This is a genomic window from Pseudomonas sp. PvP089 (assembly GCF_017875165.1).
GTDB classification, from domain to species: Bacteria; Pseudomonadota; Gammaproteobacteria; order Pseudomonadales; family Pseudomonadaceae; genus Aquipseudomonas; species Aquipseudomonas fortuita.
Map to the genome: position 1 here is coordinate 1,381,058 of NZ_JAGGME010000001.1, position 19,657 is coordinate 1,400,714.

The following is a 19,657-nucleotide window of genomic DNA, read 5'->3' on the forward strand; positions in this document are numbered from 1 at the left end:
GCGCGCATTTTGATCAGTGCATCCGCACCCACAAGGTCACCAGCACGGTCGCGGCCATCAGCCACGCTACCGTGGCCAGGGCCATCGACGTCTCCAGGCGCAGGCGGTCGACCAGCACATACAGGGTTGCCAGGTACACGAAATAGGGAATGATCGACCACATGCCGAACAGGATGGTGGCCTTCAAGTCGGCAATGCTGCGCCCCTTGCCAACGATGTAGTGGGCAATCAGGGCAAAGGTGGGAAACAGCGGCACCAGCCCTGCGATGTAGTAGTTGCGCGTTTTCGACAGCACCGCCAGCAGCAGCACCACCCCAGCACCGAGCGCAGCTTTGAATACCAGGTCCACGTTTTCTTTCCAGTTTGGGTTGAGGTCAGCCGAGGCCGTACTTTTTCACTTTGTCGAACAGCGTGGTCTTGGCCATGCCCAGCTCCTGGCTGGCCTGGCTCAGGTTGCCGCCCGTGCGTTGCAGTGCATCGCTGAGCAGGTTGCGCTCGAACGCTTCCACTGCCTCGGCAAAGCCCAGGCCCTGGCTGGCGCCGCCGCTGGGGCCCTTTTTGAACGCCGGCAGGCCCAGGGCATAGCGTTCGGCCACGTTGCGCAACTCGCGCACGTTGCCCGGCCAGTCGTGGGCCATCAGGCGTGACAGGATCTGGCTGTCCAGCATCGGTGCTTCACGGTCGAAGCGCAGGGCTGACTGCTGGAGGAAGTGTTCGAACAACTGCGTGATGTCTTCACGGCGCTCGCGCAGGGGAGGCAGCTCCAGGGTTACCACGTTCAGCCGGTAGTACAGGTCGCTGCGGAACTGGCCGCTCTGGCCCATGCTATCGAGGTCGGCCTTGGTCGCTGCAATCACCCGGCAGTCCACCGGGATGCTCTGGTTCGAGCCCAGCCGCTCCAGCGTGCGTTCCTGCAGTACGCGCAGCAGCTTGATCTGCAGGTTGATCGGCATGCTTTCCACTTCATCGAGGAACAGCGTGCCTCCGTTGGCGTGTTCGATCTTGCCGATACGGCGTTTGCCGGCGCCAGTGAAGGCGTTGGCCTCGTGGCCAAAAATCTCGCTCTCGAACAGGTTTTCCGGCAGGCCGCCACAGTTCAGCGCTACAAAGGGCTGGCCCTGGCGCCGGCTGAAATCGTGCAGGCAACGGGCGACCAGCTCCTTGCCGGTACCGGTCTCGCCTTCGATCAGCACGTTGGCCGAGGTATCGGCGACGTTGGCGATCAGTTCGCGCAAGTGTTCCATGGCCGGCGAACGACCAATGATGCGCCCCTCCAGGCTGCTCTGCTCGGCCAGTTGACGGCGCAGGGCCACCACCTCGCGTGACAGCCCGCGATGTTCGAGGGCGCGGCGCACCACGTCGACCAGGCGTTCGGGGGAGAACGGTTTTTCCATGAAGTCGTAGGCGCCATTGCGCATGGCACCGACCGCCATGTCGATGTCACCGTGACCGGTAATCAACACCACCGGCAGGCTGCGGTCGCGGGCCTTCAGGCGGTTGAGCAGTTCCAGGCCATCGATGCCCGGCAGGCGGATATCGCTGACGACGATGCCGGCGAAATCGTCGCCGATGCGTTCCAGCGCTTGCTCGGCGCTGCCCACGCCCTCGCAGGCGATGTCCTCCAGGGCCAGTGCCTGCTGGCAGCCGAGCAGCACATGCGGGTCGTCTTCAACGATCAGGACGGTAAGTGGCGCTTGGTTCATGGTTGCTCTGCCGGTTCGCTAGGAGGGGTGACCAGGGGCAGGGCCAGGACGAAGGCCGTGCCGCCAGTGGCGGGGTGCTCGACATTGAGGCTGCCTTTGGCGGCGGCGGCAAGGCTCGCCGACAGGGTCAGACCCAGGCCCAGGCCATGTTCGCCCGGTTTGGTGGTGAAGAAAGGTTCGAACAGGTGCTTGCGCGCCTCAGCGTCGATGCCGTGGCCATTGTCGCGCACCTGCAAGCGGTACTTGTCACCCTGCAGCTCGCCTTCCAGCCACAGCTCGGGCAACGGTTGTGCGGCCATGGCATCGAGGGCGTTGCCGATCAGGTTGACCAGAATCTGCTCCAGGCGGGTCTGGTCGATGGCCAGTTGCTGGTCCTCGAACTGGTGATGCAACTGCAAATGGCAGGCGCTGATGCGGTTGGCCAACACCTGCAAGGCGGCCTCTACCGCCTTGGCCAGTGAGGCCTGGCCGCTGTCGTCACTGCGCCGGGCGAACGAGCGCAGGCTGGCGGTGATGCGCCCCATGCGGTCGATCAGGTCGTTCATGGTACGCAGGTTGGTACTGGCCGTTTCCAGCGCCCCGCGTTCGAGGAAGCGCACGGTGTTGCCAGACAACGTGCGCAGCGCGGCCAGCGGCTGGTTCAGTTCATGGGCAATGCTGGTGGACATCTGCCCGATGGCGGCCAGCTTGCCAGCCTGCACCAGCTCATCCTGGGCGTGGCGCAGGGTCTGCTCGGCATGCCTGCGCTCGCGAATCTGGCCTTTCAGGCGTTCGTTGCTGGCGCGCAGGTCTGCCGTGCGTTCGGCAATGCGTCGCTCCAGCTGGTTGTTGGCTGCCTCAAGTGCTTCGCGGGCCGCCAGGCGGGTGGCAATGACCTTGCGCCGCTCGTTCCAGGCGATGCCGAGTATGGCCAGCAAGGCAAAGGCTACGCCCACCAGGACGCCCTGCACCATGGATTCGCGGCGCAGGTCCTGCAGCGGGGTCAGCAGGGTGAAGTGCCAGGGTGTATCGGCCAGGCGCCGGGTCTGGGCCAGGTAGGCCACTTCGTGCTGCTTGCCGTGCGCGGTTTCACTGTTGGCCGGAAAGGTCAGCTTTTCCACGCCATCGGCCAGGGTTTCCCGGGCCAGTGGCTGCAGTTCGTTGAGCGGCCACCAGTAGTATTGCAGGCTGCGCGCCAGGCGCTCCTTGATTTGCGGGGTCAGCGGGCGCACCGACTTCAGGCGTCGGGCCGGGTCACTGGAGAGGATGATGATGCCGTTCTCGTCGCTGACGAATGCCTCCAGGCGGGCACGCTGCCAGCGCTCCTCGAGCGTATCCAGACGCACCTTGATCACCGCCACGCCAATGATCTTGCCGTGTTCTTCAAGCCCATGGGCCAGGTAATAGCCGGCTTCGCCCGTGGTACTGCCGATGCCGTAGAAACGCCCGGGTTCGCCGCGCACAGCCGTCTGAAAGTAGGCGCGGAACGACAGGTCTTCACCGAGAAACGAGTCGGCGTCGCGCCAGTTGCTGGTGGCCTGTACCCGGCCATTGGTGTCGAGGACGAAGATGGCGCGGCTGCGGCTGCGCCGATTTAGCCCCTCAAGGTATTCATTGACCGTTTGGCGCGAGCCGCCGTCCGGCTCGGTGAGCAGGTGTGAAACGCTGTCTTCCAGCTCGAGCAGGCTGGGCAGGTAGGTATATTTGCTGATTTCGCTTTCGACCGTACGCGCGTGCAGCTCCAGCTGGCGCTCGCCGTTTTCGCTGAGGGTGCGGATGCCGTTGCTCTCGCTGATCAGGTAGCCAGCCATTCCCAGGCCGACCATCAGCAGAATGATCAGTGGCGGTAACAGCAATTGTCGGATCAGGCGGGAATTCACGGCAGGCTTGGCAGGGAGCAGTAGCGAGGGGTCGCATTTCATCACAGTGGCCTTGTCACGACCAGCATCCGCTGCCCGGTGGGTCCCGTGGCAGCGGATGCAGTGGCCGGATTAGTGCTGCAGGATCTTGCTGAGGAAGTGCTGGGTGCGCTGGTCGCGGGCACTCTGATCGCCGAAGAACTCTTCCTTGGTGCAGTCTTCGATGATGCTGCCCTTGTCCATGAAGATGACCCGGTTGGCGACCTTGCGGGCAAAGCCCATCTCGTGGGTCACGCACATCATGGTCATGCCTTCGTGGGCCAGTTGCACCATCACGTCCAGCACCTCGCTGACCATTTCCGGGTCCAGTGCCGAGGTGGGTTCGTCGAACAGCATGACGACCGGGTCCATTGCCAAGGCGCGGGCGATGGCCACGCGTTGCTGCTGCCCGCCGGAGAGTTGGCCGGGGTGCTTCTTGGCGTGGGCGCTGAGCCCTACACGGTCGAGCAGGGCCAGGCCCTTTTGGGTGGCTTCTGCCTCGCTGCGGCCCAGCACCTTGCGCTGCGCAATGGTCAGGTTCTCGGTGATGGTCAGGTGCGGGAACAGTTCGAAGTGCTGGAACACCATGCCCACCCGCGAACGCAGCTTCGGCAGGTTGGTCTTCGGGTCGGAGATCGACGTGCCGTCGACCACGATGTCGCCCTTCTGGAACGGCTCCAGCGCGTTGACGCACTTGATCAGGGTGGACTTGCCCGAGCCCGACGGGCCGCAGACTACCACCACCTCACCTTTCTTGACCTCGGTGCTGCAATCGGTCAGTACCTGGAAGTCGCCGTACCACTTGTTGACGTTCTTGATGGAAATCATACGGTGATCCTTTTTTGCAGGCGCTTGACCAGCCACGAAGCGGAGAAGCTGATGATGAAGTAGACGACGCCGGCGAAGATCAGGAACTCATGGGAGCGCCCGATGATATCGCCGTTGGAACGTGCCGAGTTGAGGAAGTCCACCAGGCCCACGGTGTATACCAGCGAGGTGTCCTGGAAGAGGATGATGCTCTGTTGCAGCAGCAACGGGGTCATCTTGCGGAAGGCCTGGGGCAGGATGATCAGGCGCATGGTCTGCGCGTAGTTCATGCCCAGCGCTTGCGCGGCGCCCATCTGGCCTTTGGAAATCGACTGCACGCCGGCACGCACGATCTCGCAGAAGTACGCCGCCTCGAACATCATGAAGGCTACCACGCAAGAGGTGAACGCACCCACTGGCGTGTCTTCGCCGGTAATCCACCGCAGCACGAACGGCACCGCCAGGTAGAACCAAGTGATCACCAGCAGCAGCGGGATCGAGCGGAAGTAGTTGACGTAGGCACCTGCCACACGTGACAGCAGCTTGCTCGACGACAGGCGCATCAGCGCCAGGATGGTGCCCAGTGCGATACCGCCGACAACGCCCATGACCATCAGCTGCAGGGTCATGACCATACCTTCCCAGAGGGCTGGCAGGGCCGGGATGATTTCGCTGAAATCCATGTCCATTTACTTGCCTCCCACGGAAATCAGGCCAGGCACGGCGACTTTCTTCTCGACCATGCGCATCAGCAGCATCAGGCCCATGTTCAGGGTGAAGTAGATCAGCGTGGCCAGGGTGAACGCCTCGAACAGGTTGGCGGAGAACTCGGCGGTCTGCTTGGTTTGCGCCAGCAGTTCCATCAGGCCGATCAGCGATGCCACCGAGGAGTTCTTGAAGACGTTGAGGAACTCGGAGGTGAGCGGCGGAATGATGATCCGGTAAGCCTGCGGCAGCAGCACATTGTTGTAGATCTGCGGGAGGCTGAAGCCCATGGCGCGTGCGGCGGCTTCCTGGCCTTTGGGCAGCGCCTGGATACCGGTACGTACCTGTTCACAGACGCGGGCGGCGGTGAACAGGCCCAGGCAGACGACCACGCTGATCAGCGCCGAGGTAGTCGGGTTGAGGTCCTGCTTGAACCATTCCTGCAAGCCTTCCGGCAGCAGGTCCGGCACCAGGAAGTACCAGATGAACAGCTGCACCAGCAGTGGCACGTTGCGGAACAGTTCCACATAGGCGGTAGCGATGCCCGATACCAGACGGTTCGGCACGGTACGCATGACACCGAGGAGTGACCCCAGCAGCAGCGCAATGATCCAGGCGGTGATGGCGATGGCGATGGTCCAGCCCAGGCCGGTGATGTACCAGTCCAGATAGGTTTCGCTGCCCACGCCGGTGGACTTGAAGAACACGCCCCAGTCCCAGTTGTAATTCATCGGGATTTCCCCTCAGACGGTTGTTTCACGGGCACCTTCGAGCATCCGGGGGCGCTTGGCGCCCTCGGATGAAAGGTTAGACACTAATGAGTGGCCTGCAGAATTGATTCGTGCTGTTGAGCACCAGGCCACTATCTGAGGATCAGGACTTCTTCTCGTCCGCAGCCTTGTCGGTCGGCTCGGCGATCAGCTTTTTCAGCTCGTCGCTCATCGGGAACTGCAGGTTCAGGCCTTTAGGCGGGATCGGCTGATTGAACCACTTGTCGTAGCTCTTGTTGACTTCGCCCGATTTGAAGTAGCCCACGATGGCGTCGTCGACCGCTTTCTTGAACGCCTCATCTTCCTTGCGCACCATGCAGCCGTAAATTTCGTACGACTGCGGGGTACCGGTGATGACCCAGTCGGATGGCTTGCGTGCCTTGGCCATTTCACCGGCCAGCAGCGCATCGTCCATCATGAAGGCCACGGCGCGGCCGCTTTCGAGCATGTTGAAGGCTTCACCGTGGTCCTTGGCGGAAATCACGTTCATCTTCATTTGCTTGTCGGCGTTCATCGCCTTGAGGATGCGCTCGGACGTGGTACCGGCGGTGGTCACCACGTTCTTGCCGGCCAGGTCCGGGAAGTCTTTGTATGCAGGTTGACCGTCCTTGACCTTGGTCAACAGGCGGGTACCGACTTCGAAAATGCCGACCGAGAAGCCGACTTGTTGCTGGCGCTCGACGTTGTTGGTGGTGGAGCCGCACTCAAGGTCGACGGTGCCGTTCTGCACCAGCGGGATGCGGGTCTGGGAGGTGACCAGGTTGTAACGGACCTTGATGTCCGTACCCAGTTGCTTCTTCAGGGCGTCGACGACAGCCAGCTGGATGTCATGCGAGTAGCCCACGGGCTCGGGTTTGCCGGCCAGGTAGGAAAACGGGATGGAGGAGTCGCGGTGGCCCAGGGTGATGGTGCCCGATTCCTTGATCTTCTTCAGGGTGCCAGTCAGTTCTTCGGCCATGGCCGGCGAAGCGATCACAGCGGCCGCGATGGCGGCGCCCAGCAATTGACGAACGATACGCATCAAATTTTCCTCGACGTGTTTGTTTTTTTTATGGAGCCGTTGGCGGACTCTTTCGTTCAACGAATACAGCAAGAAGCGAGTGCATTCGGCTACCAAGTGTAGAGCATGAGTCGTGCCAAGCCCTGCCAATGATCATAACCCCGCGCAAAGCCTGGGCATGAACCCTGTATGAAGGTTTTTGAGCATTCTTCTGTTGTCGGATTACCGAACGAGGGGCGGTATCGCGTTCGGCTATCCGAACGAATGCCGGCGCTCTGACCGCGGTGCGCCAGCATTAAGTAACACCCGCCACTTAAGGCGAGCTGTTGAGCTTGCAGCTTCATCTTGTGGAGCTCCTGCCGTGTCCGTGATCCCGATACCTTCTGATTCCGTCGACGCCTTCATTGCCCGCTGGATGGCGGATTGGTTGAAAACGGCCGATGCCGACCTTCTGTTGACCTTGCACCGGGCGCTGCGCACTCAGCAGGCAGCAGCCGAACGTGTAAAGGAAACGCTGGCCAGCATACCCAGCCTGGAGGCCTTTGCCACACAGGTGCTCGAGCCGGCATTGCGCGCCGAGGGGCTGGCCGACGTCGATGTGCGCAGCATGCGGGTGTACATCGAGGATGATGTGCCGATGCCCAGCGCTGCGCCACGCCTGCATACGCCTTGGCGCACGCTCTACAGCGTGCAACCTTTACTCACGGCCGCGCTGCACAACTTCCACGAAGCCGATACCGTGCCGTCATTCATGCGGCGTGCCCACCTGCAGGACGCGCAGGGGAGCAAGCTGGCGCTGACCTATGAGGCGTTTGCCCGCTGCTGCCGGAAACTCGATATCGGTGGGCAGTACCAGCAAAAGTTGCGCGCCCAGCTGTTCCCGAAAAGCCGGCCGCCAGCGCCTGAAAACCTGGCCCGGGAAGCGGTGCAGCGCATGCTTGAAGAGAGCTTGCGGGCGAAGATGGATGTTGCGGTGCGCATGGCCCGCATCAAGTCCGAGCTGGACGAGGTCGACTACCTGCGCTTGTTGCCTGTGTTCGCCGCCAAACCTGTCGTGCCTGCGGTCACTGGCGTTGTCACACCGCGTCAGTTGTACCTGCTGGGCAAGCGTATCCATGGGGTGGTCACGCTGGAGTTGCGCGAACACGCCGACGGGCCGCTGGAAGGCATCGTCAGCTGGATCCCCCTGGACCCGCAGCGAGCGGTGGCCAAGCACGCTTCCTGGGAGGCTTTTTACCTGTGGCTGGCCAAGCGCATGCGTGCGCCCCACTACCGCTGGTTTTTCAGTCGCTTCATCAGCGAACGGGACAGGCCGACCTTCACGGCAACCCTTGAGCGCTTGATCGCGGCGAGCAGTGCGCAGGCACCCGCGGTTCTGGATGGACGGCATTTCGCCATCGAGACACCGCTTTTTGCCTACCTGCGTGGCTTGCAGGTAGACAAGATGCTCGATGATGCAAGAATCCTGGCGGTGCCGACCGCTGACGAGGCCGCTATCGAGCGCCATGAGCGGCTGGAGGTCCTCAAGAGTGCAGGGCTCGATACACTGAATCTGGCGGCACTGTTCATTCCGGTACTGGGCGAGGTGATGTTCGCCGTGGCAGCGGTGGATGTGGTCAGCGAGGTGTACAAAGGCTATGAGGACTGGCGCCTCGGCGACCGTCAGGGGGCGCTCGATCACCTCATGGGCGTGGCGCAGAACCTGGCGGCCGGCGCCGTGGTGGGCGCTGTGCATGTGGGCGTAAGCCGTGTGCTCGAACGTGTGCCCTTTGTCGATGCGTTGAGGCCCCTACACGAGGGCGAGGGCCGGGCCAGGCTGGCGCACTGGCCGCCTTCTGCTCATTACCTGGAGGGTGGTGGTGCGCTGATGCGCAGGTTTGACGGCGCCCTGGCGCAAATCCCTGACCAACAGGCTGAAACGCTCCTGCGTATCACCGGCCTGGATCACGAGCAGTTGCGCCATTTGCACCTGCAAGGTGAGCCCGGCCCTGCGCGCCTGCGCGATGCCCATGAACGCTACGAGCTCCATGCGTCGGAGCCTCATCTGCAGGGGCGCGCATTCGAACGAGAGCTGGCCGCCGGGCAAGATAAGGCATCGGTTGCGGGGGCTTCGCTGATCAAGGTCTTCCCCGGCTTGTCGGTGCGTGGCGCCGAAGAGATCCTTGCCTTGGCCAGTGGGGCACAGATCAAGGCATTGCTGGACAGTGGCCGGGTGCCGCTGGTCTTGGCCGAGCGTGCCCGCTGGTTCTTGCGCGAGAGCCGGGTGGACCGTGCGTTGATGGGATTCGAGCACGAAGGAGCAGTAAATGCCGATACGCAGCGTGTGATACTGGGATGGATTGCTCATCGGGCCCCTTGGCCGGCTTCGATGCGTATCGAGTTGCGCCTGGGTGAGGCGGGGGGGCGTCTGGTAACCGCCAGCGGGGACGTCAACGCAACTGATATCAGAACCATCATCCACACCGAACAGGGTTATCAATTGGCCGATGCCCGCGCCCCGGTACTGGGCCAGGGCTTTCTGCCATGCCTGATCCACACGCTGGACGCGGGGCAGCAGGCCATGCTTGGCGCAAGCCAGCTCACGGCGCATGAACTCGGCGACCGGATTGCGCGTCTGGCCAGTGCGGATCGGGAAAGAACGGCGAAGTTGATGGGGCTGACGCCTATTGCAGAACGCTATCGTCCGCCGCTGCGAATCGACAGCCGCGTCGGTTATGCACTCAGTGGAGGGGGCGAAAGTAGCCGGCGGGCAATCCGTAGCGGCATCCATGACATTTTCCCGACCTTGACTGACGCACAGCTGGACGCTTATCTGCGCAATCTTGCGGACCGCGGGGTTGGCCTGTGGGACCACCTCAGCCAGCTTCAGCGGCAGCTGCACAGTTTGCGCGAGGCGCTGGACACCTGGCAACGCCAGCGCGTGAGCTTCATGGACGGGCTGCGCAGGCAACGTGTGGCCAACCAGATACGGCGGACCTGGCGGCGCAAGACCGCTGGCCTCGCCGGTGACGATTTTTCACTGCATATCGACGGCGAAGAAGTGGGCAGCCTGCCGAGCTTGCCGGCGGACATCGACTTTGGCCATGTTCGGCGCCTGACGTTGCGCAACATGGCCCTTGAGCAGATCGAAGAGGATTTTCTGCGCAGGTTCACTCACCTTCGCGAACTCGACTTGCGCAACAACCAGTTGACCCGTTTGCCGGTTGGCCTGGAGCAGTTTACCGGCCTGCGCAGCCTGCATCTGGCGGGTAACCAGATCATCGTCGATACCCCAGGCAGCCAAAGGCTGGCCAGCCTCACGTCACTCCAGGTGCTCGACCTGAACTACAACCCGTTGGGTCAGGTGCCTGACCTTTCAAGCTTGCGCCACTTGCGTGAGGTATCGCTGCGCGCAACCGGGCTGCAAACCTTGCCCGATGAAGCTGCGATGCCGTGGCGTGGCCTGGTGGACATGCGGGAAAACCAGATCCGCCAGGTCACCGGGCATCTGCGCACACTGGGCGCCCGTCTGCAACGCCTGTCGTTGCATGACAACCCTCTGGACGAAGCGAGCGAGGCGTCGATTGCCAGTAGCCTCAGCGATTCGCCGGTCAACCGCAGCAGCTCCTATCATCATGCCATTGCCGATGTCGGCACGTTTGAGGAATGGCTGGGAAGTGCAAGCGAGGCGGTACGCACCCGGCGCATGCAGATCTGGACCCAGCTGGCCGAGGAGCCGCAGTCGGCAGACCTGTTTCGTTTTCTGGCAGATTTCGCCGGCTCTGACGACTTCATCGAACACCCGCGCTATTACCGAGCAAGGGTATGGCGGATTCTGGAGCTGTGTACCGACAACACCGACGTACGCGAAGCCGTGTTCTGGCAGACCCAAGGGCGCCGGACCTGTGAGGACCGGCTGCTGCTGATTCTCAGTCAGCTGGAAGTCAGGGCCCACATTGCCCTGTGTTCGCCCGGTAACGGTTCTGCCATCCAGGCCGAACAGGCATTGCTGCCCCTGGGGCGTTCCCTGTATCGCCTGGATCAGGTGGACAGCATCGCCGCCCGGCATATTCAGGAGCTGCGCCGTGACCCTTACGCTGCCGTGGATGATATCGAGGTTTACCTCGCCTACCGCGTCAACCTGGCTGAGCGGCTTGGGCTGCCAGCGCAACCTGGGCACATGAATTACCCCGAACACAGCCGTGTGACGGCAACCCAGGTACGGCGTGCGGGCGCTGAAGTGCTGGCGGGAGAGAACATCGAGGTGCTCAGCCGCGCACTGGCGGAGCGCGATTTCTGGCAAGAGCATGTGCGTACCCGTTACCTGGAGCGCTTCGAAGCGCTGGCTGCTCCCTTTCATGAACAGTTGGAGCAGGCCGAGCGCGAGGTCGCAGAAGCGGGCGAGCAGCGCTATCTGGAGCGCGCCGCTGCGTTGATGGGGTCGCTCAATGCCCAAGAGCGCGAACTGTACCTGGAACTGGCCCGTGAGGCGTACCAGCGGGAAGCCTAAGGGGAGGGGGCGACCGGCTGGCGGTCGCCCGCGCGGTTCAGGCGGCGTTGCTGCGGGCGTCGCCTTGAGCCAGGTAATCGGCCAGTGCCCGCTGCTCGCTGGGGCTGGTGAACAGGCCAAGTTTGCTGCGCCGCCACAGGATGTCCTGGGCGGTGACGGCCCACTCGGTCGCACGCAGGTAGTCGACTTCGCGGGTGAACAAGCCACCCCCCATGGCCTGGCCCAGGTCTTCCGGGCCCTGCGCGCCGTCCAGCAGTTGCCAGGTGCGGCTGCCATAGGTCACCGCCCAGCGTTTGGCGATGTCCACTGCCAGCCATTGATGCCGTGCCAGCAGCGCTTCGACCAATGCCTGGGGCGTGCTCATGTCTTCACCGCCGGGCAATGGTGCGTCGGCAGTCCAGCTTTTGCCCATCTGGCTGAAGAACGGCTTGAGTTCGCTCATGGCCGACTCCGCCAGCTTGCGATAGGTGGTCAGCTTGCCGCCAAACACCGACAGCAATGGCGCCTCGCCAGACGCTGCGCTAAGCGCGAGGGTGTAGTCACGTGTGACGGCAGACGGGTTGTCGGATTCATCGTTGCACAGCGGGCGCACGCCGGAGTAGGTGTGCAGGATATCACCGTGGCTGAGTTGATGATTGAAGTGCGCGTTGACCACTTTCAACAGGTAGTCGGTTTCCTGTTCGGTGATCGCCACCTTGGCAGGGTCGCCGCTGTACTCGCGGTCAGTGGTGCCTATCAGGGTGAACCGGTCCAGGTAAGGGATACAGAAGACAATGCGCTGGTCTTCGTTCTGCAGGATGAAGGCATGTTCCCCTTCGTACAGGCGCGGCACGATGATGTGGCTGCCCTGAATCAGGCGGATGCCGTACGGCGCATCGAGCTTGAGGTCGTCCTTGATGAAACTGGCGACCCATGGGCCGGCGGCGTTGACCAGGGCGCGAGCACGAATGCTCTGCAGGGTGCCATCGGCATGCTGCAATTCGACCTGCCATACGCCGTCTACGCGCTCTGCGCGCAGGCAGCGGGTGCGGGTATGGATGTGCGCGCCATGCTCACGGGCGGCCATGGCATTGAGCACCACCAGCCGCGCGTCGTCCACTGCACAGTCGGCGTATTCGAAGCCGCGGGTGATCGCCGGCTTGAGCGGGTAACCCGGGCCAAAGCGCAGGCTGCGCGAGGCCCCCAGGCGCTTGCGTTTGCCCAGGTGGTCATACAGGAACAGGCCGGCGCGAATCATCCAGGCCGGGCGCAGGTGTGGGCGATGTGGCAGAACGAAACGCATCGGTTTGACGATGTGCGGTGCCTTGGCCAGCAGCACTTCGCGTTCAGCCAAGGCTTCGCGCACAAGGCGGAACTCGTAGTGCTCCAAGTAGCGCAAGCCACCGTGAATCAGCTTGCTGCTGGCCGACGAGGTGTGCTGCGCCAGATCGTCCTTTTCGCAAAGGAACACCTTCAAGCCGCGCCCGGCGGCGTCGGCAGCGATGCCCACGCCATTGATGCCACCGCCGATCACGGCGAGGTCATAGCAGTCAGCGAGTGGTGGCTGGGACGAAACGGGCTGGGACACGGGCAAGCCTCCTGAGGCTGTTCACATCGAATATGAACATTGATGTTCGTTTCCGAAAATACTAGCGCAACAGAAAGCCCGTCGCCAGTCAGTCTTTATAGAAAAAACTGATTGGATGACAATAAAGTGAACATTTTCGAAAATTTCGGCTGTATGGTTTGAGGTTGGCGGGTGCATGCCGGAATAGTTGTGGCGCCTGCGAGATCGAGCGCCGCCCGCGCGGCGCACGATCTCGCAGGCACCAAAAATGTTGCGACAAGCACCCGTCAGCCCTCAAACCACCTCGAGGCGGATCTTGTACTGGTTCAGCAACTGAGTGAGGGTAGGGGTAGGCGCCTGGTCAGTCACCAGGCAGTCGACCAAGCTGATCGAGCCCAGACGCACCATGGCGTTGCGTCCGAATTTGCTGGAGTCTGCGGCAAGGATCACTTGCCGGGCATTGGCGATGATCGCCTGGGATACCCGCACTTCCTGGTAGTCGAAGTCGAGCAGGCTGCCGTCCTCGTCGATGCCGCTGATACCCACCAGGGCGAAATCCACCTTGAACTGGTTGATGAAGTCGACACTGGCCTGGCCGACCACACCGCCGTCGCGGCGCACCGTGCCACCCGCCACCAGCACTTCGAAATCGTCTTTGGCAGCCAGGATCGCCGCCACGTGCAAGTTGTTGGTGATGACCTTCAGGTGGTTGTGGTTGAGCAGTGCGCGGGCGATGGATTCGGTGGTGGTGCCGATGTTGATGAACACCGAGGCATGGTCAGGAATCTGCCGGGCCACGGCGTCGGCGATACGCTGCTTTTCGTCGCGCATCTGGTCGGCACGCATGGCGTAGGCCGTGTTCTCGATACTGGAGTCATACGCCGCGCCACCGTGGTAACGGCGAAGCAGGTTGAGTTCGGCAAGCTGGTTGATATCACGACGGATGGTCTGGGGTGTCACGACGAACAGCTGCGCCATTTCTTCGATACTGACGTAACCGCGCTCGCGCACCAGTTCGAGGATTTGTTGTTGGCGGGGTGGCAGATTCATGGGCGGTCCTTCGGGGCAGCCGGACAAATTCTGCAATGATGCCGTAGGAAGGGGATGACGGCCAGTAGACGATGGGGGCCGCATGGCGGCCCCCATGTGCTTTACGCCTCGTGATCTTCCCAGTCACGGGTGCGTTCGACGGCCTTCTTCCAGCCGGCGTACAGCTTCTCTTTCTGCGTTTCATCCAGCTGCGGGCTGAACTCGCGCTCGATGATCGCCTTGTCGCGCAGTTCGTCCAGGCCGCTCCAGAAGCCGCAGGCCAGGCCGGCCAGGTAGGCAGCGCCCAAGGCCGTGGTTTCGCGCATTTGCGGGCGTTCTACGCACGTTCCGAGAATATCGGCCTGGAACTGCATGAGGAAGTTGTTGGCCACCGCGCCACCGTCCACACGCAGCTCGGACAGGCGCTGGCCGCAGTCCTGTTGCATGGCATCGAGCACATCGCGGGTCTGGTAGGCGATCGACTCCAGTGCAGCGCGGATGATGTGGTCCACCTTCACGCCGCGGGTCAGGCCGAACAGCGCACCACGGGCATAGGGGTCCCAGTACGGTGCACCCAGGCCAGTGAAGGCCGGCACCAGGTAGACGCCGTTGCTGTCCTTGACCTTGCTGGCGAAGTACTCGGTATCCAGGGCGTCGTTGACGATCTTCAGCTCATCACGCAGCCACTGCACGGTGGAACCACCGTTGAACACCGCGCCTTCCAGCGCATAGGCCACCTCGCCGCGCGGGCCGCAGGCGATGGTGGTGAGCAGGCCGTGGGACGATTTGACCGCCTGTTCGCCGGTGTTCATCAGCAGGAAGCAGCCAGTGCCGTAGGTGTTCTTGGCCTGGCCCGGCTCCACGCACATCTGGCCGAACAGTGCCGACTGCTGGTCACCCGCAATGCCGGCAATGGCAATCCCGCTTTTGGTATGGCCATACACTTCGGAAGAAGAACGAACCTCGGGCAGCATCTGCCGCGGGATGCCGAGGATTTCCAGCAGCTTGTCGTCCCACTGCAGGCTATGGATGTTGAACATCAAGGTGCGCGAGGCATTGGTGTAGTCGGTGACGTGCACCTTGCCGCCCGAGAACTTCCAGATAAGCCAGGTATCGATGGTGCCGAACAACAGTTGGCCACGCTCGGCGCGTTCGCGGGCGCCCTCGACATTGTCGAGGATCCACTTCAGCTTGGTGCCGGAGAAGTATGGGTCGGTGACCAGGCCGGTGGTTTCGCGAATGTAGTCTTCATGGCCGTCGCGCTTGAGCTGGGCGCAGATCTCGGTGCTGCGGCGGCACTGCCAGACGATGGCGTTGTAAACCGGGCGGCCGGTTTCCTTGTCCCATACCACGGTGGTTTCGCGTTGGTTGGTGATGCCGATTGCGGCGACCTGGGCATGACTGATGCCTGCCTGTGCCAAGGCCTCGACCATGGTCGCGCTCTGCGTGGCGAAGATTTCCATCGGGTCGTGCTCGACCCAGCCCGCCTGCGGATAGTGCTGGGCGAACTCGCGCTGGGAGGTGCCCACCACATTGGCGTCGCGGTCGAAAATGATGGCACGCGAACTGGTGGTGCCCTGGTCCAGGGCGATGATGTAGTTCTTGTCCTGGGTGTCTGTCATGGTCGTAGGCCTTGCAAGAATAGGAGGTCAGGGCTGTGCGTGTTGCCGGCATCAATTGGCTTGAGTATCGCCCTGGCGATTGTCATTTGTCTCAGGGTTCGCGGCAGGTGCCATTGGCAAGTTGCGGGCAATCAGGCCGCGATAGGTCGCGGCACCCAGGCAGGCGCCAAGGATCGGTGCGAACACCGGAACCAGGAAATACGGTATGTCCCGACCGCCAGTGAAGGCGATTTCACCCCAACCGGCCAGGAAGGTCATGAGTTTTGGCCCGAAATCGCGGGCAGGGTTCATGGCAAAACCGGTCAGCGGGCCCATGGCGCTGCCGATCACCGCGATCAGCAGGCCGATCAGCAGCGGGGCCATGGCGCCACGTGGCAGGCCGTTGTTGTCGTCAGTCAGGGCCATGATCACGGCCATCAGGATAGCAGTGATCACTACTTCAACCAGGAACGCCTGGCCGGTGGACAGCGACGGGTGCGGGTAGGTGGAGAACACCGAGGCCAGCTCCAGGCTGGCTTCGCTACCGCGCAACATCGCATGGGCCTGTTCGAAATCGAAGAACAGATTGCTGTACAGGGTGTAGACCAGCGCCGCGCCACAGAACGCGCCGCATACCTGGGCCAGCATGTAGAAGGGCAGCTTGCGCTTGTCGAAACCGGCGAACAGGGTGAGGGCGATGCTCACCGCCGGGTTCAGGTGCGCGCCGGAAATGCCGGCCGTGAGATAGATCGCCATGCTTACGCCGACGCCCCAGATGATGCTGATCTCCCAAAGGCCGAAACTGGCGCCGGCGACCTTGAGCGCGGCAACACAGCCGGTGCCGAAGAAGATGAGCAGGGCAGTGCCGAGAAACTCGGCCAGGCATTGGCTGGACAGCGTGGGTTGGCGTAGAGCAGTCGTCATGTATGACCTCGTTTTTTTTGTTGTGAGGCGCGTGGCGCTCGACAGCAAAGCCCGGTGTCGATCCCCATTGACCCCGGGCAGATACAGGAAACGCACCTTAAAAGTGCGCCATTTGTTCAGATGCGAAAAAATATAGACAAGAAACGCTGATGTCAAAGGTCGAAAGTGAACGACCAGTCACGAAATGGCCCGTAAAATCAGCCGCGGATCCCCGTACTAGAGGCGCGCGATTGTGGTGCGCTGGCTGGGATGTGGGATTTGTCCTAAAGTAGCCGCCGAGCCGTCCCAGACCGGAGCCTTTGCATGACCCCCGCCCTAGACCTGTTGAAGAAGCATCGCGCCGAACACCGTGTGCACAGTTATGAGCATGACCCCAAGTCGGCTTCTTACGGTCTGGAGGCAGCGGAAAAGCTTGGCCTGGACCCGCAGCAAGTGTTCAAGACCTTGTTGGCGAGCAGCGAGAAAGGGGAGTTGCTGGTAGCGGTGGTGCCTGTGGTGGGTACCCTGGACCTCAAAGCCTTGGCCCACGCTGCCGGGGTAAAGAAATGCGAGATGGCAGACCCGGCGGCGGCGCAGCGGGCTACGGGTTATCTGGTAGGTGGGATCAGCCCGTTGGGGCAGAAGAAGCGCCTGCGCACCTTTATTGATGACTCGGCGCAAAATTTTGCAACTATCCATGTCAGCGCCGGTAGGCGCGGGTTGGAAGTGGAGTTGGCGGCGGCGGTGCTGGCCGAGCATACCCAGGGCAAGTTTGCCGGGATCGGCAGAGGCTGAGATCTGGGCCGCAAAGCGGCCCAGGAATCTGCAATCAGGTCGCGGAACTGTACCGACGCACGCCATTCTCCTGCTGCGGCAACTGCGCCGCAACGCTGCCAGGCACCGGGAACAGCACCAGGTGATCAGCTTGCACCTCAATCCCCACATCCTCACCGACCTCATGGTCGTTATGGCTAGGGAAGATTGCTTCCAGCTGGCTGCCGGTCGGCAATTGCAGGCGGTACAGGGTCGATGCCCCCAGGAAGCTCTTGCCGATGATGTTCGCCTGCAGCGCGCTGCCGGGTGCATGCACGATATCGTCGGGGCGCAGCAGCACGTCCACCGAACTGCCGGGCGCCATGATGTAGGCACGGTTGCCGCGCAGTTCACCCAGCTCGGTATTGACGGCCTCGTGGCTGCTCATCTGGCCACGGATGAAGTAGCCCTGGCCAATGAAGCTGGCCACGAACGGCGTCTGTGGTTCGTGGTAAAGGTTGTAGGGCGTGTCCCACTGCTCCAGGCGCCCCTCCTTGAACACACCGACCTGATCGCTGACGGCAAAGGCTTCTTCCTGGTCATGGGTAACCAGGATGGCGCTGGTGCCACGGCTTTTGAGGATATCGCGAACCTCATGGCTCAGGCGCCGACGCAACTCCACGTCAAGGTTGGAGAACGGCTCGTCGAGCAGCAGCAACTGCGGTTCAGGCGCCAGCGCGCGGGCCAGGGCGACCCGTTGCTGCTGGCCACCAGACAGCTCATGCGGGTAACGCCCGCCCAGGCCCCCCAGCTTGACCAGTTCGAGCATCTCTTCGATGACGGCGGCCTGGCGTGGGTGCTTGGCGATGCCAAAGGCAATGTTCTGCGCCACGGTCAGGTGCGGGAACAGCGCGTAGTCCTGGAACACCATGCCGATGCGGCGCTTTTCCGGGGCCAGTGTGAAGCCAGCGCGGGAAATGACCTCGCCGGCCAGCTGGATCTCGCCTTCATGCACCGGTTCGAAACCTGCAATGGCGCGTAGCGTGGTGGTTTTCCCGCAACCGGATGAACCCAGCAGGCAACCGATGTCGCCTGCGTTCAGGTGCAGGTTGAGGTTCTGGACGATGCGCTGGTCGCCGTAGCCGCAGGCGAGGTTGCGCAGGTTGAGCAGTAGGGGTTGACTCATGCGTGGTGGTAAGCCGGTTCTACAAGAAATTCGAGAAGCGCCTTCTGTGCATGCAGGCGGTTTTCAGCCTCGTCCCAGGCGACCGAACGTGGGTCGTCGAGCAGGTCCTGGCTGATTTCCTCGCCACGGTGGGCGGGCAGGCAGTGCATGAAGAGGACATCGGGTGCCGCCAGGTCGAGCAGTTCGCGGGTGACCTGGTAAGGCGCGAAATGCGCCAGGCGCCGTGCAGTTTCCTCCTCCTGCCCCATGGAAGTCCAGACATCGGTAACCACAAGGTGTGCGCCACGCACGGCTTCCTTGGCATCACGGATGATCTGTACGCGGTCACCGCCCAGCGCCATGAAGCGCTGATCCGGCTCGTAGCCTTCTGGGCAGGCGATGCGCAGCTGGAAATCGAACTGCCTGGCGGCCTCGATGTAGGAGTTGCACATGTTGAAGCCATCGCCGATCCAGGTCACGGTTTTGCCCTGGATCGAGCCGCGGTGCTCGAGGAAGGTCTGCATGTCGGCCAGCAGTTGGCACGGGTGCGACTCGTCGGACAGGCCGTTGATCACCGGTACGCGCGATTTGGCGGCGAACTCGGTCAGGGTGCTGTGGGCGTGGGTACGAATCATCACCACATCGACCATGCTCGACAGCACGATGGCGCTGTCACCGATCGGCTCGCCACGGCCCAGCTGGGTGTCGCGTGGCGACAGGAAGATGGCCTGGCCGCCCAGCTGGATCATGCCAGCCTCGAACGACACGCGGGTACGGGTCGAGGATTTCTCGAAGATCATGCCCAGCACGCGGTTCTTCAGGGGCTCGAACAGCACGCCTCGTTTGCGCAGGTCCTTCAGCTCGATGCCGCGGCGGATCACCCCGAGCAATTCGTCGGTGGTGAAGTCCAGCAGGGAGAGAAAGTGCCTAGCGCTCATGATTGACTACCTTATCTGCAACGGTATGCAGGTCGACCGTATGGTTTTTTTTGACAACGGGATTGACCTGCGGCGTAAGCCGCACGGGGCGGACGAAAATAGGGAAAGGCGCAATACTATAAGTAAATGTCGCCTGAAGCCAAGGGGGAACAGCGGCCTGATTGCAAAGGGTGTTGCAAAGGGTGTCTTCACCCGGCGGCCTGTGCTGTTTTTTATTTGCTACACGAGGTTGTACAGGGCTTGCTGGCAATTTGGCAAATGGCTGTCGCAAATCGTGTGCCTGATGTCGGTGGATTCACGCGGCGAAGGGCGCTGGCGGGGGGCTGGGACCGGGCGCATAGTCACTGTTCGACAACAACAAGGCAGAGGCG

Annotated in this window: 15 protein-coding genes; 2 read left to right on the forward strand and 13 right to left on the reverse strand. The window is 62.3% G+C overall.

The window, feature by feature from the left end; translation table 11 throughout:
• Window positions 1-13: 13 nt before the first annotated feature.
• From J3A71_RS06300 to J3A71_RS06330, 7 genes are all read right to left on the reverse strand, one after another.
• Entirely contained in the window at window positions 14-349 is a 336-nt protein-coding gene (locus J3A71_RS06300) for a GlpM family protein (RefSeq protein WP_016488799.1), read from the reverse strand.
• A gap of 25 nt (window positions 350-374) precedes the next feature.
• The gene (locus J3A71_RS06305; protein WP_016488798.1) at window positions 375-1,703 is read right to left on the reverse strand and encodes a sigma-54 dependent transcriptional regulator; all 1,329 of its coding nucleotides are present in this window, start codon (window positions 1,701-1,703) and stop codon (window positions 375-377) included.
• Entirely contained in the window at window positions 1,700-3,604 is a 1,905-nt protein-coding gene (locus tag J3A71_RS06310) for an ATP-binding protein (protein ID WP_096426694.1), read from the reverse strand. Before J3A71_RS06310 ends, J3A71_RS06305 begins: the two co-directional genes overlap by 4 nt.
• 69 nt (window positions 3,605-3,673) lie before the next feature.
• On the reverse strand, window positions 3,674-4,408 hold the full coding sequence (locus tag J3A71_RS06315) for an amino acid ABC transporter ATP-binding protein (RefSeq protein ID WP_016488796.1): 735 nt from the start codon (window positions 4,406-4,408) through the stop codon (window positions 3,674-3,676).
• The gene (locus J3A71_RS06320) at window positions 4,405-5,076 is read right to left on the reverse strand and encodes an ABC transporter permease subunit (protein WP_016488795.1); all 672 of its coding nucleotides are present in this window, start codon (window positions 5,074-5,076) and stop codon (window positions 4,405-4,407) included. The genes J3A71_RS06315 and J3A71_RS06320 overlap by 4 nt, the downstream gene beginning before the upstream one ends.
• Complete coding sequence (locus tag J3A71_RS06325; protein ID WP_016488794.1) at window positions 5,077-5,823, reverse strand: amino acid ABC transporter permease; 747 nt, start codon at window positions 5,821-5,823, stop codon at window positions 5,077-5,079.
• A 142-nt stretch (window positions 5,824-5,965) separates the two neighbouring features.
• Window positions 5,966-6,883: a glutamate/aspartate ABC transporter substrate-binding protein gene (locus J3A71_RS06330; RefSeq protein ID WP_016488793.1), complete on the reverse strand. Its 918-nt coding sequence runs from the start codon at window positions 6,881-6,883 to the stop codon at window positions 5,966-5,968.
• Window positions 6,884-7,223: 340 nt separating this feature from the next.
• Between J3A71_RS06330 and J3A71_RS06335 the strand changes: the two genes are divergently transcribed.
• Window positions 7,224-11,351 (forward strand): NEL-type E3 ubiquitin ligase domain-containing protein, encoded by a 4,128-nt coding sequence (locus J3A71_RS06335; RefSeq protein ID WP_209952715.1) that lies wholly within the window; start codon window positions 7,224-7,226, stop codon window positions 11,349-11,351.
• A gap of 37 nt (window positions 11,352-11,388) precedes the next feature.
• Here J3A71_RS06335 and glpD read toward each other — a convergent pair whose 3' ends face one another.
• From glpD to J3A71_RS06355, 4 genes are all read right to left on the reverse strand, one after another.
• Entirely contained in the window at window positions 11,389-12,918 is a 1,530-nt protein-coding gene (glpD, locus tag J3A71_RS06340; protein WP_016488791.1) for a glycerol-3-phosphate dehydrogenase, read from the reverse strand.
• 273 nt (window positions 12,919-13,191) lie between these two features.
• Window positions 13,192-13,947: a DNA-binding transcriptional repressor GlpR gene (glpR, locus tag J3A71_RS06345; RefSeq protein WP_016488790.1), complete on the reverse strand. Its 756-nt coding sequence runs from the start codon at window positions 13,945-13,947 to the stop codon at window positions 13,192-13,194.
• Window positions 13,948-14,048: 101 nt separating this feature from the next.
• Window positions 14,049-15,548, reverse strand: a complete 1,500-nt coding sequence (gene glpK / locus J3A71_RS06350; RefSeq protein ID WP_096426692.1) for a glycerol kinase GlpK — start codon at window positions 15,546-15,548, stop codon at window positions 14,049-14,051.
• A gap of 51 nt (window positions 15,549-15,599) precedes the next feature.
• Window positions 15,600-16,451, reverse strand: coding sequence for an MIP/aquaporin family protein (locus J3A71_RS06355; RefSeq protein WP_016488788.1), 852 nt, complete (start codon window positions 16,449-16,451; stop codon window positions 15,600-15,602).
• Between the two features lie 303 nt (window positions 16,452-16,754).
• Here J3A71_RS06355 and ybaK point away from each other — a divergent pair, with 303 nt between their 5' ends.
• Window positions 16,755-17,225 (forward strand): Cys-tRNA(Pro) deacylase, encoded by a 471-nt coding sequence (ybaK, locus tag J3A71_RS06360; protein WP_016488787.1) that lies wholly within the window; start codon window positions 16,755-16,757, stop codon window positions 17,223-17,225.
• 34 nt (window positions 17,226-17,259) lie between these two features.
• Here the strand turns inward: ybaK and J3A71_RS06365 are convergent, their stop codons facing one another.
• Window positions 17,260-18,369, reverse strand: coding sequence for an ABC transporter ATP-binding protein (locus tag J3A71_RS06365; RefSeq protein WP_016488786.1), 1,110 nt, complete (start codon window positions 18,367-18,369; stop codon window positions 17,260-17,262).
• A complete protein-coding gene (argF, locus tag J3A71_RS06370; RefSeq protein ID WP_016488785.1) occupies window positions 18,366-19,286 on the reverse strand; it encodes an ornithine carbamoyltransferase in 921 nt (306 codons plus the stop codon). Before argF ends, J3A71_RS06365 begins: the two co-directional genes overlap by 4 nt.
• Window positions 19,287-19,657 lie beyond the last annotated feature (371 nt).

Excerpts from the sequence above, each read along its gene's own strand:
- J3A71_RS06305 (WP_016488798.1), bottom strand. The coding sequence starts at position 1,703 with ATGAACCAAGCGCCACTTACCGTCCTGATCGTTGAAGACGACCCGCAT.
- J3A71_RS06310 (WP_096426694.1), bottom strand. The coding sequence starts at position 3,604 with ATGAAATGCGACCCCTCGCTACTGCTCCCTGCCAAGCCTGCCGTGAAT.
- J3A71_RS06315 (WP_016488796.1), bottom strand. The coding sequence starts at position 4,408 with ATGATTTCCATCAAGAACGTCAACAAGTGGTACGGCGACTTCCAGGTA.
- J3A71_RS06320 (WP_016488795.1), bottom strand. The coding sequence starts at position 5,076 with ATGGACATGGATTTCAGCGAAATCATCCCGGCCCTGCCAGCCCTCTGG.
- J3A71_RS06325 (WP_016488794.1), bottom strand. The coding sequence starts at position 5,823 with ATGAATTACAACTGGGACTGGGGCGTGTTCTTCAAGTCCACCGGCGTG.
- J3A71_RS06330 (WP_016488793.1), bottom strand. The coding sequence starts at position 6,883 with ATGCGTATCGTTCGTCAATTGCTGGGCGCCGCCATCGCGGCCGCTGTG.
- glpR (WP_016488790.1), bottom strand. The coding sequence starts at position 13,947 with ATGAATCTGCCACCCCGCCAACAACAAATCCTCGAACTGGTGCGCGAG.
- glpK (WP_096426692.1), bottom strand. The coding sequence starts at position 15,548 with ATGACAGACACCCAGGACAAGAACTACATCATCGCCCTGGACCAGGGC.
- J3A71_RS06355 (WP_016488788.1), bottom strand. The coding sequence starts at position 16,451 with ATGACGACTGCTCTACGCCAACCCACGCTGTCCAGCCAATGCCTGGCC.
- ybaK (WP_016488787.1), top strand. The coding sequence starts at position 16,755 with ATGACCCCCGCCCTAGACCTGTTGAAGAAGCATCGCGCCGAACACCGT.
- J3A71_RS06365 (WP_016488786.1), bottom strand. The coding sequence starts at position 18,369 with ATGAGTCAACCCCTACTGCTCAACCTGCGCAACCTCGCCTGCGGCTAC.
- argF (WP_016488785.1), bottom strand. The coding sequence starts at position 19,286 with ATGAGCGCTAGGCACTTTCTCTCCCTGCTGGACTTCACCACCGACGAA.